The 15,089-nt window shown below is 57.0% G+C and carries 12 protein-coding genes; 7 read left to right on the forward strand and 5 right to left on the reverse strand.

Annotated elements, in window-relative coordinates; genetic code table 11:
- The first annotated feature begins 266 nt into the window (after positions 1-266).
- The 3 genes from U367_RS0121700 (at position 267) to U367_RS0121710 (ending at position 4,248) form a co-directional block, all read left to right on the forward strand.
- Positions 267-773 carry a sigma-70 family RNA polymerase sigma factor gene (locus U367_RS0121700; RefSeq protein WP_028618582.1) on the forward strand — a complete coding sequence of 169 codons (507 nt, stop codon included), beginning with the start codon at positions 267-269 and terminating at the stop codon, positions 771-773.
- Entirely contained in the window at positions 773-1,717 is a 945-nt protein-coding gene (locus tag U367_RS0121705; protein ID WP_028618583.1) for a FecR domain-containing protein, read from the forward strand. The genes U367_RS0121700 and U367_RS0121705 overlap by 1 nt, the downstream gene beginning before the upstream one ends.
- Positions 1,718-1,809: 92 nt before the next feature.
- Positions 1,810-4,248: a TonB-dependent siderophore receptor gene (locus U367_RS0121710; protein ID WP_028618584.1), complete on the forward strand. Its 2,439-nt coding sequence runs from the start codon at positions 1,810-1,812 to the stop codon at positions 4,246-4,248.
- Positions 4,249-4,331: 83 nt separating this feature from the next.
- On the opposite strand, the gene mnmE is transcribed toward U367_RS0121710, so the two are convergent.
- The 5 genes from mnmE to rpmH all read right to left on the reverse strand — a co-directional run bounded on the left by mnmE (position 4,332) and on the right by rpmH (position 8,260).
- Positions 4,332-5,702, reverse strand: coding sequence for a tRNA uridine-5-carboxymethylaminomethyl(34) synthesis GTPase MnmE (mnmE, locus tag U367_RS0121715; RefSeq protein ID WP_028618585.1), 1,371 nt, complete (start codon positions 5,700-5,702; stop codon positions 4,332-4,334).
- A gap of 79 nt (positions 5,703-5,781) precedes the next feature.
- Entirely contained in the window at positions 5,782-7,464 is a 1,683-nt protein-coding gene (yidC, locus tag U367_RS0121720) for a membrane protein insertase YidC (protein ID WP_028618586.1), read from the reverse strand.
- A 2-nt stretch (positions 7,465-7,466) separates the two neighbouring features.
- The gene (yidD, locus tag U367_RS1000000131100; RefSeq protein ID WP_003213574.1) at positions 7,467-7,712 is read right to left on the reverse strand and encodes a membrane protein insertion efficiency factor YidD; all 246 of its coding nucleotides are present in this window, start codon (positions 7,710-7,712) and stop codon (positions 7,467-7,469) included.
- Complete coding sequence (gene rnpA, locus U367_RS1000000131105; RefSeq protein ID WP_068937760.1) at positions 7,705-8,109, reverse strand: ribonuclease P protein component; 405 nt, start codon at positions 8,107-8,109, stop codon at positions 7,705-7,707. The genes yidD and rnpA overlap by 8 nt, the downstream gene beginning before the upstream one ends.
- 16 nt (positions 8,110-8,125) lie before the next feature.
- On the reverse strand, positions 8,126-8,260 hold the full coding sequence (gene rpmH, locus U367_RS0121730; protein WP_003213577.1) for a 50S ribosomal protein L34: 135 nt from the start codon (positions 8,258-8,260) through the stop codon (positions 8,126-8,128).
- 585 nt (positions 8,261-8,845) lie between these two features.
- Between rpmH and dnaA the strand changes: the two genes are divergently transcribed.
- From dnaA to gyrB, 4 genes are read left to right on the forward strand one after another with little or no spacing between them, the layout of a single operon-like run.
- Positions 8,846-10,363, forward strand: coding sequence for a chromosomal replication initiator protein DnaA (gene dnaA, locus U367_RS0121735; RefSeq protein ID WP_032864428.1), 1,518 nt, complete (start codon positions 8,846-8,848; stop codon positions 10,361-10,363).
- Between the two features lie 38 nt (positions 10,364-10,401).
- Positions 10,402-11,505: a DNA polymerase III subunit beta gene (gene dnaN, locus U367_RS0121740; RefSeq protein WP_010207719.1), complete on the forward strand. Its 1,104-nt coding sequence runs from the start codon at positions 10,402-10,404 to the stop codon at positions 11,503-11,505.
- A 20-nt stretch (positions 11,506-11,525) separates the two neighbouring features.
- Positions 11,526-12,629, forward strand: coding sequence for a DNA replication/repair protein RecF (gene recF, locus U367_RS0121745; protein ID WP_028618588.1), 1,104 nt, complete (start codon positions 11,526-11,528; stop codon positions 12,627-12,629).
- A gap of 4 nt (positions 12,630-12,633) precedes the next feature.
- Complete coding sequence (gene gyrB / locus U367_RS0121750; RefSeq protein WP_028618589.1) at positions 12,634-15,051, forward strand: DNA topoisomerase (ATP-hydrolyzing) subunit B; 2,418 nt, start codon at positions 12,634-12,636, stop codon at positions 15,049-15,051.
- Positions 15,052-15,089: the final 38 nt, after the last annotated feature.

A 15,089-nucleotide genomic window follows, 5' to 3' on the forward strand; every position in this document is an offset into this window, starting at 1 on the left:
GTGCTTTAAGCCTGTGGATTAAACAGGTGCTTATCCACAGGCGGGTTTTTACTCAGGTTTCAGGCCCTGTTATCAACTGGGCACAGAGGCGGTTATTCACAGGGCTTAATCCACAGAAATCGGTAAAGCTGTCCGTATTCAGTCCACGACAACGTCAACTGAAACCTCCAATCGGTGGTGAGCACAGCAAAAAAAGAGATCTATTGTGAGAAAACGACAGGGCAGTTAATAATAGCGATTATCATTAACCTACATTGTCTTGCCCTATGTCCCCTTCTTCACACACGGCTGCGGTCCAGAACATCTATGAGCAGCACCATTCCTGGCTGCACGGGTGGCTCAAAGGGAGGTTGCATAACGCCTGCGATGCGGCCGATGTGGCGCACGACACGTTCGTGCGCATCCTGGGCGGGCGGCATGCGGCGCAGATCGTTGAACCGCGAGACTATTTGGCGACCATTGCCAGGGGCTTGGTGATTGATCGCTACCGTCGACATGCCATCGAACAGGCCTATAAGCAAACCTTGGCCGAACGGCCTGAAGCCATAGCCATCAGCGAAGAAGACAAAGCCATCATCATCGAGACGTTGGTAGCTGTGGATAAAGCCTTGTCGGCACTCGGCGAGCGAGCACGGCGGATATTCATGCTGTCGCAGATCGAGGGCCTGACTTATCAACAGATTGCCGATCAGCTTCAGGTTTCACTGACCACGGTGAAGAAGCACATGATCCGTGCATTGACCGAATGCGCATTGATCATGGCCAGCTTGTAATGGCGGCGCCTGATCGCAAGACCTTCGAGGCCGCTGCCAATTGGTATGTGCAGTTTCAATCCCAAACCCCTACCGCCGCCGAGTGCCAAGCCTGGCAACAATGGATCAACGGCGATCCGTCCCATCAGGCCGCGTGGAACCAGATGGAGCAGTTGCAGCGCAGTCTCGGCGCCCTGCCCCAGGATTTCACCCGCCGGGCCTTGTCGACCGGCCAGCAACGGCGCCAGGTGTTGAAGTGGATGCTGGTGCTGGGCGGTACCGGGTACCTCGGCTGGAATGTCCAGCAACACACGCCCCTGGGCAATGTATGGGCCGACTACCGGACGTCCGTGGGTGAGCGCCGGCGTATCGAGCTGGCTGACGGTACGCGGATTGATCTGAACACCCGTACGGCAATTGACGTGGTATTCGATGGGCGCCAGCGTTTGATTCGCCTGCGTGAAGGTGAAGTACTTATCCACACCGGCAAGCGGGGTGGCCAGACGCCCTTTTATGTCGAGACCCGCCAAGGCCGAATCCAGGCCCTGGGCACCACCTTCACCGTGCGCCAGTTGCCAGACTCCACACGTGTCGGCGTCCTCGAGGATCGGGTGAGCGTAGCGCCTGGTGACCAACCCAATCACGCGCGGCTACTCAGTGCCGGTGACAGCGCTGACTTCGATCGCCAACACGTGGGGCTTAACCACGCTTACCGCGGCTCACAAGCGGCGTGGGTCGATGGTCAGTTGATCGTATTGGATGCTCGCCTCGGGGATGTGATCGAAGACCTCGCCCGCTACCGCCCGGGTGTCCTGCAATGCGACTTGGCGTCGGCACGCCTGCGTGTCTCCGGGACCTTCCGCCTGGATTCCACCGATGCGGTACTGGCCAATCTGCAGGCAACCCTGCCGATCCAGGTGAAGTATTTCACCCGCTATTGGGTTTCAGTGAAACGAATCGGCTGATTGCAAAAAATATCCGCACAAGGGGTTATCTTTTTTTGACCTGACACGGCCCTACAGGTAATCACGACGCCACCTTCAGGGCTTATCCACTTATGCGCCTCCCTTCCAAGCTCCGCCAGCGACTTTCCTACCACGGTATGACGTGCAGCCTGCTACTCGGCACGGTAGCCACCGGCGGTATTTTGTTATCCACTGATGTCCTGGCCGCCAGCGCGGTGCAGCACTACGCTATTGCGGCGGGGCCCCTGGACAATGCGTTGAGCCAATTTGCCGCTCGGGCGAATGTGATTCTATCTTTCTCGCCCCAGCAAACTGCGCGTTTGAACTCGACCGGGATTGAAGGCGACTATTCGGTAGAGCAAGGCTTCGCGCTGTTGCTGCAGAACTCGGGTTTACAAGCGGTAGCCCAGGCGCCCGGCAGCTATGTCCTGCAGGCCATTCCTGCTGGGCAGCTCACGCTTGCGCCCACCACGGTCAGCACTTATCAACAGGACGGGTTCAACCAGGAGATCGCCGGGGATGTGGGCTACAAGGCACAAAACAGCCGCGTCGGTACCAAGACCAGTACGCCTCTGTCAGAAACACCGCGTTCGGTATCCGTAGTCACCGGTCAGCGCATCAAGGACCAGAAGTCACAGACCCTGACGGAAGTGTTGGGCTACGTGCCAGGTATCTTTGCGCCACCCTTTGCTGCCGGCGACGGTCTGGCTGGTGACCTGTTCTTCATTCGTGGTTTCAATGCCACCGATTACGGCTACGGTTTGCTGCGAGATGGCCTACGTGTACAGGGCAATCGGTATGACACCACCAGTGAGCCGTATGGCCTGGAGCGCGTCGAAATCTTCCGTGGCCCCTCTTCCCTGCTCTACGGCGAAAACGCACCTGGCGGTTTGGTGAACCTGGTGAGCAAGCACCCGACAGCCACGCCGCAAGGTGAGGTCCAGCTGGGGTATGGCTCGAATAATCGGCGTCAGCTGGGTGTGGATATCTCGGGGCCGCTCAATGACAGCGACAATATTCTTGGCCGAGTTGTGATGCTCGGTCGCAAATCCGACACGCAGACCGACCATGTGCCAGATGATCGCCTGTATATCGCGCCATCACTGACCCTGAATTTCGACGACTACAACACCCTTACCCTGTTGGCTAATTATCAAAAGGACCACACCAATCTCGAACTTGGCCTACCGGCCGCCGGCACCTTGCTGACAAATCCCAATGGCAAGCTGTCCAAGCACACCATGCTCGGCGACCCGGACTGGAACACTTTTGAACGTGAAGCCTGGAGCACCGGTTACGAATTCAGCCACAGCTTCAACGACGATTGGCAGTTCCGCCAGAACTCGCGGTATATGCAGTCGCGCATCAACCGCCATGAAACCTGGCCCAGCGCCCTGAATAACCGCGGGTTTGGTACGCAACTGAACATGACCGCCTATGACCGCTATAACAAGTCGATGGTGTATTCCCTGGATAACCAGTTGGAAGGCAAATTCCAGGTGGGCGGTCTGGAAAATACGGTGCTGTTGGGTGCCAGCTATGACCGCACTTCGTTCAATCAGGATTGGGACGCCGGTTTCGCCGGCACCATCAGTGTGTATAACCCCGTGTATCTGCGTGATCCGCTTACGCCGGTGGCAGTGCAAAACACCTTGCTCGAGCAGCAGATGAAGGGCGTTTATGCACAGATCCAGAGCAAGTACGACCACTGGCTGTTCTTGCTGGGTGGCCGTCAGGATTGGGTCGACAGCGATTTCCGCGACAAGGTCAACAAGGCCAGTAACACCGGCTCGGAAGATCGCAAGTTCACCTACCAAGGCGGGGTGATGTACCAGTTCGACAACGGCCTGACGCCGTACGTCAGCTACTCCACCGCATTTGTGCCGGTGCAGCAGATCTCCAATGCCGGGTCACCGCTGAAGCCGATTACCAGTAGTCAGTACGAAGTGGGTGTGAAGTACGAGCCGATCGGCTGGGATACGGCGATGACCCTCTCGGTATATGACCTGCGCAAGGAAGACGACACCTACCTCGACGCCACCACCAACAGCTATCGCCAGGTGGGCGAAAGCCGGGCCAAAGGTGCGGAAGTCGAGGTGAACAGCAACATCACGCCCAACCTGAATGTGACGGCCGCTTACACCTACACTGACGCTCGGATTACCAAGGATTCGGCTACATCGCTGGTCGAAGGGCACCAGATGACGGGGGTTCCACGCAACCAGGCTTCGGTATGGGGCAAGTACCGCTTCCTTGATGGCCAACTCAAAGGTTTGTCGTTGGGCGGCGGTGTGCGTTATTTCGACAGCACCTTTTCCTACACCGCGCCATCGCTATACGGGAAGTTGGATGCAGGAAGCGTCACCTTGGTGGACGCAGCCGTTGGCTATCAAATCGACAAACATTGGTCTGTGGATGTGAACGCCAAGAACCTGTTCGACAAGGAATATGTATCTGGTTGCAACGATGCAGGCCGCTGCTATTGGGGGGATAGCCGCACCCTGCTTGGGACGGTTTCGTACAACTGGTGATGGGTGAGCGCCTGAAGAATGTGGTGTTCTTCAGGCCGCTATCGCTGCCAAGCCAATGCCTGCAGGGTCTGTGGATAACTTTTTTATTTACCGATGCAGAAGCTGGAGAAGATCCGGCCCAACAAATCATCGGAGCTGAATGCACCGGTTATCTCTCCCAACAGCTGCTGCGCCTGACGGAGATCCTCTGCCAGCAGCTCCCCTGCCCCTGCTAAGGTCAACTGTGCCCGGCCGTGCTCCAACGCTGCGCTCGCGTGGCGCAACGCCTCCAGGTGCCTACGGCGCGCACTGAAGCTACTTTCCGAGGTCTGCTCGTAGCCCATACAGGCCTTAAGGTGCTCGCGCAGCAGTTCCAGGCCTTCACCCGCCGACTTGGCGCTCAGGCTGATCGTGACGTGACCATCCGCGCTGGTTTCCATCGCAATGGCTTCACCCGTCAGGTCGGCTTTGTTACGAATCAAGGTGACCTTCGCTGGGTCCGGCCGTTGCTCAAGGAACTCCGGCCACAACGCGAAAGGATCCACAGCCTCGGGCGCCGTCGCATCCACCACCAGCAGAACTCGATCCGCTTCGCCGATGGCCTTGAGCGCGCGTTCCACGCCGATCTTTTCCACTTGGTCATCGGTGTCGCGCAAGCCGGCGGTGTCGACCACGTGCAATGGCATGCCGTCGATGTGGATATGTTCGCGCAGGATATCCCGGGTGGTGCCGGCGATCTCAGTGACGATGGCGGCCTCACGCCCCGCCAGCGCATTCAACAGACTGGATTTGCCTGCATTGGGCCGTCCAGCAATCACCACCGTCATGCCGTCACGCAGCAGCGCACCCTGCCCGGCTTCACGCAGCACTGTGGATAACTCATCACGGACCTTATCGAGCATCGCCAATACATGGCCATCGGCGAGGAAATCGATTTCTTCCTCGGGAAAATCAATCGCCGCCTCGACGTATATGCGTAGGCTGATCAGTTGTTCGGTCAGGTTATGCACACGTAGCGAGAACGCGCCCTGCAGCGAGCGCAGTGCGTTGCGTGCAGCCTGTGCAGAACTGGCTTCGATCAAATCAGCAATGGCCTCAGCCTGGGCCAGGTCGAGCTTGTCGTTGAGAAAGGCGCGTTCGCTGAATTCCCCAGGCCTGGCCAGACGGCAGCCCAGTTGCAGGCAACGCTGCAGCAACATATCCAGCACAACCGGGCCGCCGTGGCCCTGCAATTCCAGGACATCTTCCCCAGTAAAGGAATTGGGCCCTGGGAAATAAAGAGCCAAGCCTTCGTCCAGCACCGTTTCATCTGCATCCAGGAACGGGCCGTAATGGGCATACCGCGGCTTCAACTCGCGGCCGCTGATAGCCTTGGCTGCAACGCTTGCGAGCGGCCCGGAAATTCTAACGATACCGACACCACCGCGACCTTGAGCGGTAGCGACAGCAGCGATGGTTTCACGAGGAGCGCTCATCAGCAGGTTCCAGAACTAAAATGACGGAAAGCAAAACGCCCCACTAGGGGGCGTCTTGAGTGGTTATCCACAGAGTAAATTACGCAGAGGCTTTTGCGGTAGCCGCTTCGATTTTACGTGTGATGTACCACTGTTGAGAGATCGACAACACGTTGTTGACCACCCAGTACAGCACCAGACCAGCAGGGAACCACAGGAAGAAGAAGGTGAAGATGATTGGCATCATTTTCATTACCTTGGCCTGCATCGGATCCGGCGGAGTCGGGTTCAAACGCTGCTGGATAAACATGGTCGCGCCCATGATGATCGGCAGGATAAAGAACGGGTCTTTGATCGACAGGTCAGTTATCCACAGCATGAACGGAGCCTGACGCATTTCCACGCTTTCCAGGAGTACCCAGTACAGCGACAGGAATACCGGCATCTGCACCAGAATCGGCAAGCATCCACCCAGCGGGTTGATCTTCTCTTTCTTGTACAGCTCCATCATGGCCTGCGACATTTTCTGCCGGTCATCGCCATGCTGCTCTTTCAGCGCCGCCAGTTTCGGGGCCACGGCACGCATGCGCGCCATCGACTTGTAGCTGGCTGCCGACAGAGGGAAGAAGATCCCCTTGATCAGCATGGTCAGGAAGATGATCGAGAAGCCCCAGTTACCCACAATGCTGTGGATATGTTGCAGCAACCAGAAAATCGGCTGGGCGATGAACCACAGGAAGCCGTAATCCACAGTCAGTTCCAGACCTGGGGACAACTCCTTCAGCACAGCCTGGCTTTTCGGGCCGGCGTACAACGTGGCGCTGGTTTCAGCCTTGGCGCCTGGCGCGACGGTCAACGCCGGGCCAGTGAAGCCAATGATGTAGTTGCCTTGGCTGTCCTTGCGGGTTTGAACCAGGTTCGCGTCGCCCTTGCTCGGGATCCAGGCGGTCACAAAGTAGTGTTGCAGCCAGGCTACCCAACCACCTTGGACGGTTTCTTTCAGCGAGCCCTTGTCGATATCTTTCATCGACACTTTTTTATACGGTTCGCTACTTGTCCACAGGGCGGCGCCCAGATAAGTCGCGGTGCCGGTGGCGGTGCTGGAAGAAGGATCGGAACTGGCATCACGCTTGAGCTGGGCAAACAGGTTGCCGCTCCATGGTTTGTCGCTTTCGTTGTCGATCAGGTAAGTGACCTTCAAGTCGTACAGACCACGGGTAAAGCTGAAACGCTTGATGTAGTTGACGCCGTCGAGGCTGAATTTCAGGTCAACGTTCAACTGGTTCTGGCCATCAGCCAGTTGATAAGTCTTCTGTTCGGACGAATAAACCGGACGACCGGTAGCACGAGCATCCGGACCATTGGTGCCGGTCAGGCCACTTTGCGCCAGATAAGTACGTTCACCACCGTTATCGAACAGTTGGAACGGAACATCCGGATGGTCTTGGCGACGTGGATACAGCGGCAGTTTCAACTGCGCGATATCACCACCTTGTGGGTCGATAGCCAGGTCGAGCACATCCGTTTTTACGTGGATGAGGTCTTTATTGGTGACCACTGGCGTTTCTAAAGGGGCGCTTGTCTCGCCATTCGCGCTGGGAACATCGGCACTCGCGGACGCATTGTTACCCAGCGGGGTGTCCGGAATAGCCGGCGCAGCCTGATTGGTAGCAACATTCTGAGTCGGCAGGGCAGCTTGGCCGTAGTCCTGGTTCCACTTAAGAACCATGACGTAGGACACGATTGCCAGGGCGACGATCAGGATCGTGCGTTTAATATCCATGATTACTCGGCCATCGAAGAAGAACGGGAGGTAGGGATAGGTGGAACCGGGTCATAACCACCGGGATTCCACGGATGACAGCGACCTAAACGACGAAAGGTCAGCCAGCCACCGCGCAGAAGACCATGATTTTCTATGGCCTCTAACGCGTAGCAGGAACAACTGGGGTAGAAACGACAGTGGTTGGCCATCAGAGGACTAATGGCATAGCGGTAAAACTGGATCGGAACGAGGGCCAGTTTACGCATCGGTGCTGTCTACCCCTACAGTTTCGGTGTTGGCCGCTGGAGCTGGTTTGTTGGTACGCGCCAGACGTTTCCAGAGCTTGCCGAAATGCTGAATCAATTCGGGGTTTTCTACATCACCCAAGCCTTTGCGCGCGACGATAACAATATCCCAACCAACCAGAGTGTCCTGGTGGAGGCGAAACGATTCGCGCATCAGACGCTTGAGGCGATTGCGCTCAACGGAGAGCTTTACGCTCTTCTTGCCGATCACCAACCCGAGACGGGGGTGATCAAGATCGTTGTTACGCGCAAGGAGCAGGAGATTTTTCCCCGGAACCTTGCCGGTGGGGGAGTCAAAGACTGCCTTGAAATGCCGGGGGGTTAGCAGACGCTTTTCCCGACTGAAGTCCTGACTCACCACCAGTACCGGATTATCAAACTGCCAGACGCGCACGACCTTTGGCGCGACGACGCGACAGTACAGCACGGCCGTTCTTGGTAGCCATGCGAGCACGGAAGCCGTGGGTGCGGGCGCGTTTGATGGTGCTTGGTTGGAAAGTACGTTTCATGGCGTTGTTACCTGGTTCGTCCACAACGGGCCGGAATGGCCCCCGTTTTAAGAGACCGGCGATTCTATTGAAAGCAAGCCTCTAGGTCAATTTCCAACCAGCTTTTCCTTTAATTAGATCTCCACAGGCCATCCGGTCATTTCTGTCCGCCAGGCTTCCACCGGTCATGGGATAGATATAAAAATAAAGAAGGAAGTTATTTAAAGCTTTTCTGTAAAGCTTATAAAAGCTAGGCAGCCAATCATCTGTGGATAACTGCCTTAAGGCCATATTCTACGTGCTGTACAGAGAATGACAACACGGGGGAGAAACGGTGCTCTGCCTGTGCTGCGCTGTCGGATAAGCTGTGGGTGGAATGGCTTGTTATCCACAGGCTAGTTACCCACAGACTTTCGACCCCACTTGTACAACGACCTCAAGGGCGCTTATCCACAGAGCTTATGCACAGACCATTGGTCGCCTTTATTGCTGTTAAGACGTTGATTTTGGCTGGCCTCTGATCAACCTACATGTGGATAAGTGGGCGGCTCGCCGCTACAATGGCGGCTGTTTTTGCCTCACCGGCTTTCAACTTAGGGGATATCCGTGTCAGTGGAACTTTGGCAGCAGTGCGTGGAGCTTTTGCGCGAAGAGCTGCCTGCCCAGCAATTCAACACCTGGATCCGTCCGCTACAGGTCGAAGCCGAAGGCGACGAGTTGCGTGTCTACGCGCCCAATCGTTTTGTTCTCGACTGGGTCAATGAGAAGTACCTGAGCCGCGTTCTCGAATTGCTCGATGAACATGGCAACGGCCTCGCGCCCGTGCTCTCCTTATTAATAGGCAGCAAACGTAGCTCGGCGCCTCGCGCTGCGCCGAATGCGCCACTGGCCGCGGCTGCGTCCCAAGCCCAGGCAGCGACAGCACCTGCTGTCAGTGCGCCCGCGCCTGCACCGGCGCCCTCCAAATCCTCTGCGCAAAAAAGCGCTCCAGAGAATGAAGAGCCATCCCGCGACAGCTTCGACCCTATGGCAGGCGCCGCCTCCCAACAAGCCCCAGTTCGCGCCGAACAGCGCACTGTGCAGGTCGAAGGCGCGCTCAAGCACACCAGCTACCTGAACCGCACCTTTACCTTCGAGAACTTCGTCGAAGGTAAGTCCAACCAGCTGGCTCGCGCTGCCGCCTGGCAGGTCGCCGACAACCCCAAGCACGGTTACAACCCGCTCTTCCTTTATGGCGGTGTTGGCTTGGGTAAGACTCACTTGATGCACGCTGTGGGTAACCACCTATTAAAGAAGAACCCGAATGCCAAGGTCGTGTACCTGCACTCGGAGCGCTTCGTGGCTGACATGGTCAAGGCCTTGCAGCTCAACGCCATCAACGAGTTCAAGCGGTTCTACCGCTCGGTAGATGCGTTGTTGATCGATGACATTCAATTCTTTGCCCGCAAAGAGCGTTCCCAGGAAGAGTTCTTCCACACGTTCAACGCGCTGCTTGAAGGTGGCCAGCAGGTCATCTTGACCAGTGACCGTTACCCGAAAGAAATCGAAGGCCTCGAAGAACGTCTGAAATCCCGCTTCGGCTGGGGCCTGACCGTTGCGGTAGAGCCGCCGGAGCTGGAAACCCGCGTTGCGATCCTGATGAAAAAAGCCGACCAGGCCAAGGTCGACTTGCCCCACGATGCGGCGTTTTTCATCGCTCAACGCATCCGCTCCAACGTGCGTGAGTTGGAAGGCGCGCTCAAGCGGGTCATCGCACACTCTCATTTCATGGGCCGCGACATCACCATCGAGTTGATTCGTGAATCCCTGAAGGACTTGCTGGCACTGCAGGACAAACTGGTGAGTGTGGATAACATCCAGCGCACCGTGGCCGAGTACTACAAGATCAAGATTTCCGACCTGCTGTCCAAGCGCCGTTCGCGCTCGGTGGCACGTCCTCGGCAGGTGGCCATGGCGCTCTCCAAAGAGCTGACCAACCACAGCCTGCCGGAAATCGGTGATGTGTTTGGCGGGCGCGACCACACCACGGTCTTGCACGCGTGCCGCAAGATCAACGAACTTAAGGAATCCGACGCGGATATTCGCGAGGACTACAAGAACCTGCTGCGTACACTGACCACTTGATGACACCAGCGCAGCTTATTAAGGCAAGGGACTAGACCATGCATTTCACCATTCAACGCGAAGCCCTGTTGAAACCCCTGCAACTGGTCGCAGGCGTCGTCGAGCGCCGACAGACCTTGCCGGTGCTTTCCAACGTATTGCTGGTAGTCGAAGGCCAGCAGTTGTCCTTAACCGGTACTGACTTGGAAGTCGAACTGGTCGGTCGTGTGCAGCTGGAAGAGCCTGCCGAGCCGGGCGAGATCACCGTACCGGCGCGCAAGCTGATGGACATCTGCAAGAGCCTGCCGAACGACGCGCTGATCGACATCAAAGTTGATGAAGCGAAGTTGGTGGTCAAGGCCGGCCGCAGCCGTTTCACCCTGTCCACGTTGCCGGCGAATGATTTCCCGACCGTTGAAGAAGGCCCGGGCTCGCTGACCTGCAGCCTAGAGCAGAGCAAGCTGCGTCGTTTGATCGAACGCACCAGCTTCGCCATGGCCCAGCAAGACGTGCGTTACTACCTAAACGGCATGCTGCTGGAAGTGTCGGAAGGCATTATCCGCGCCGTGGCCACCGACGGTCACCGCCTGGCCATGTGCTCGATGCGCGCCGATATCGGTCAGCCGGACCGTCACCAGGTTATCGTGCCGCGCAAAGGTATCCTTGAACTGGCGCGCCTGCTTACCGAGCCGGAAGGCAACGTCAGCATCGTGTTGGGTCAACACCATATTCGCGCGACCACTGGTGAGTTTACCTTCACCTCCAAGCTGGTTGACGGCAAATTCCCGGATTACGAGCGTGTGCTGCCTAAAGGTGGCGACAAGCTGGTTCTCGGTGATCGTCAGGCACTGCGCGAAGCGTTTAGCCGTACCGCGATTCTGTCCAACGAAAAGTACCGTGGTATCCGCCTGCAACTGGCCAACGGTCAGTTGAAGATCCAGGCGAACAACCCGGAGCAGGAAGAAGCGGAAGAAGAAGTGGGCGTCGACTACAACGGCGGTTCGCTGGAGATCGGCTTCAACGTGAGCTACCTGTTGGACGTATTGGGTGTTATGACCACCGAACAGGTTCGCCTGATTCTGTCGGACTCCAACAGCAGCGCCCTGGTGCAGGAATCCGACAACGACGACTCGGCGTACGTTGTCATGCCGATGCGCCTGTAATCATGCTCAGCAGAAGCTAGATGTCCCTCAGTCGCGTCTCGGTCACCGCGGTGCGCAATCTGCACCCGGTGACCTTCTCCCCTTCTCCCCGCATCAATATCCTCCACGGCGCCAACGGCAGTGGCAAAACCAGCGTGCTGGAAGCCATTCATCTGCTGGGCCTCGCCCGATCCTTTCGCAGCGCTCGCTTGTTACCAGTGATTCAGTACGAGCAATTGGCGTGCACCGTGTTTGGCCAAGTCGAACTCGCTGAAGGTGGGCATAGCAGCCTGGGGATATCCCGCGATCGCGGCGGAGAGTTCCAGATTCGCATTGACGGGCAAAATGCACGCAGTGCTGCGCAGTTGGCAGAGATCCTGCCGCTGCAATTGATCAACCCTGACAGTTTTCGTCTGTTGGAAGGTGCTCCAAAAATCCGCAGGCAATTCCTCGATTGGGGAGTGTTCCACGTGGAACCGCGTTTCATGGCCACTTGGCAGCGCCTGCAGAAGGCCCTGCGGCAGCGGAACTCATGGCTGCGGCATGGTACACTTGACGCCGCTTCTCAAGCGGCCTGGGACCGGGAGCTGTGCCTGGCCAGCGACGAAATAGATGAATACCGCCGTGCCTATATCAAAGCCTTGAAACCAGTCTTTGAACACACCTTGAGTGAGTTGTTGGATCTTGAGGGGCTGACGCTGAGTTACTACCGTGGTTGGGATAAAGAACGTGAGCTGAGTGCTGTGCTCGCGGCGTCCTTGCAGCGGGATCAGCAAATTGGCCATACCCAGGCCGGCCCCCAACGGGCTGATTTGCGTCTTAGATTAGGCGCTCACAATGCTGCGGACATCTTGTCCCGTGGCCAGCAGAAGTTGGTGGTGTGTGCGCTGCGTATCGCCCAGGGCCATCTGGTTAGCCAGGCCCGACGCGGACAGTGTATTTATCTGGTGGATGACTTGCCGTCAGAACTCGACGAGCAACACCGCCGCGCGCTATGCCGCTTGTTGGAAGAATTACGCTGCCAGGTGTTTATCACCTGTGTAGACCACGAATTATTGAGGGAAGGCTGGCAGACGGAAACGCCAGTCGCTTTGTTCCACGTGGAACAAGGCCGTATCACCCAGACCCACGACCATCGGGAGTGAAGGCATGAGCGAAGAAAACACGTACGACTCGACCAGCATTAAAGTGCTGAAAGGTTTGGATGCCGTACGCAAACGTCCCGGTATGTACATTGGCGACACTGATGACGGTAGCGGTCTGCACCACATGGTGTTCGAGGTGGTCGACAACTCCATCGACGAAGCTCTGGCCGGTCACTGCGACGACATCAGCATCATCATCCACCCGGATGAGTCGATTACCGTGCGCGACAACGGTCGCGGTATTCCGGTAGACGTGCACAAAGAAGAAGGCGTTTCGGCAGCAGAGGTCATTATGACCGTGCTCCACGCCGGCGGTAAGTTCGACGACAACTCCTATAAAGTCTCCGGCGGTTTGCACGGTGTGGGCGTTTCTGTAGTGAACGCACTGTCCGAAGAGCTGATCCTGACGGTTCGCCGCAGCGGCAAGATCTGGGAACAGACTTACGTTCACGGCGTCCCACAAGAGCCGATGAAAATCGTCGGCGACAGTGAAACCACCGGTACACAGATCCACTTCAAGCCATCGGCTGAAACCTTCAAGAATATCCACTTCAGCTGGGACATCCTGGCCAAGCGTATTCGTGAACTGTCCTTCTTGAACTCCGGTGTGGGCATCGTCCTCAAGGATGAGCGCAGCGGCAAGGAAGAGCTGTTCAAGTACGAAGGCGGCCTGCGTGCGTTCGTTGAATACCTGAACACCAACAAGACTGCGGTCAACCAGGTGTTCCACTTCAACATCCAGCGTGAAGACGGCATCGGTGTGGAAATCGCCCTGCAGTGGAACGACAGCTTCAACGAGAACCTGTTGTGCTTCACCAACAACATTCCTCAGCGCGACGGCGGTACTCACTTGGTGGGTTTCCGTTCCGCACTGACGCGTAACCTGAACACTTACATCGAAGCCGAAGGCTTGGCCAAAAAGCACAAAGTCGCCACCACTGGTGACGATGCACGTGAAGGCCTGACCGCGATTATCTCGGTAAAAGTACCGGATCCCAAGTTCAGCTCCCAGACCAAAGACAAGCTGGTGTCTTCCGAAGTGAAGACTGCCGTTGAACAGGAAATGGGCAAGTACTTCTCCGACTTCCTGCTGGAGAACCCGAACGAAGCCAAGCTGGTCGTCGGCAAGATGATCGACGCTGCGCGTGCCCGTGAAGCGGCGCGTAAAGCCCGTGAGATGACTCGCCGCAAAGGCGCGCTGGATATCGCCGGCTTGCCAGGCAAACTGGCTGACTGCCAGGAGAAGGACCCTGCCCTCTCCGAACTGTACCTGGTGGAAGGTGACTCTGCTGGCGGTTCCGCCAAGCAGGGTCGTAACCGTCGCACCCAGGCCATCCTGCCGTTGAAAGGTAAGATCCTCAACGTCGAGAAGGCTCGCTTCGACAAGATGATTTCTTCCCAGGAAGTTGGCACCTTGATCACGGCGTTGGGTTGCGGTATCGGTCGCGACGAGTACAACATCGACAAGCTGCGCTACCACAACATCATCATCATGACCGATGCTGACGTCGACGGTTCGCACATCCGTACCCTGCTGCTGACCTTCTTCTTCCGTCAGTTGCCGGAGCTGATCGAGCGTGGCTACATCTACATCGCTCAGCCGCCGTTGTACAAAGTGAAAAAGGGCAAGCAAGAGCAATACATCAAAGACGACGACGCCATGGAAGAGTACATGACGCAGTCGGCCCTTGAAGATGCCAGCCTGCACTTGAACGACGAAGCGCCAGGCATCTCCGGTGAGGCGCTGGAGCGTCTGGTTAACGACTTCCGCATGGTGATGAAGACCCTCAAGCGTTTGTCGCGCCTGTACCCTCAGGAGCTGACCGAGCATTTCATCTACCTGCCGGCCGTCAGCCTGGAACAGTTGGGCGATCACGCAGCGATGCAGGATTGGCTGGCTCAGTACGAAGTGCGCCTGCGTACTGTCGAGAAGTCTGGCCTTGTGTACAAAGCCAGTCTGCGTGAAGACCGTGAACGTAACGTGTGGCTGCCAGAGGTCGAACTGATCTCCCACGGCCTTTCGAACTATGTCACCTTCAACCGCGATTTCTTTGGCAGCAATGACTACAAGACCGTGGTGACCCTGGGCGCTCAACTGAGCACCTTGTTGGACGACGGCGCTTATATTCAGCGGGGCGAGCGCAAGAAGCAGGTCAAGGAATTCAAGGAAGCCCTTGACTGGCTGATGGCGGAAAGCACCAAGCGCCACACCATCCAGCGCTACAAAGGCCTGGGTGAAATGAACCCGGATCAGCTGTGGGAAACCACCATGGACCCGGCTCAGCGTCGCATGCTGCGCGTGACCATCGAAGACGCCATTGGCGCGGACCAGATCTTCAACACCCTGATGGGTGATGCGGTCGAGCCTCGTCGTGACTTCATCGAGAGTAATGCCTTGGCGGTTTCTAACCTGGACTTCTGATCCCGGTAAGCCCGTCATATTAAAAAGGCCAACGTTTA

This window comes from Pseudomonas canadensis (assembly GCF_000503215.1).
Lineage (GTDB): Bacteria > Pseudomonadota > Gammaproteobacteria > Pseudomonadales > Pseudomonadaceae > Aquipseudomonas > Aquipseudomonas canadensis.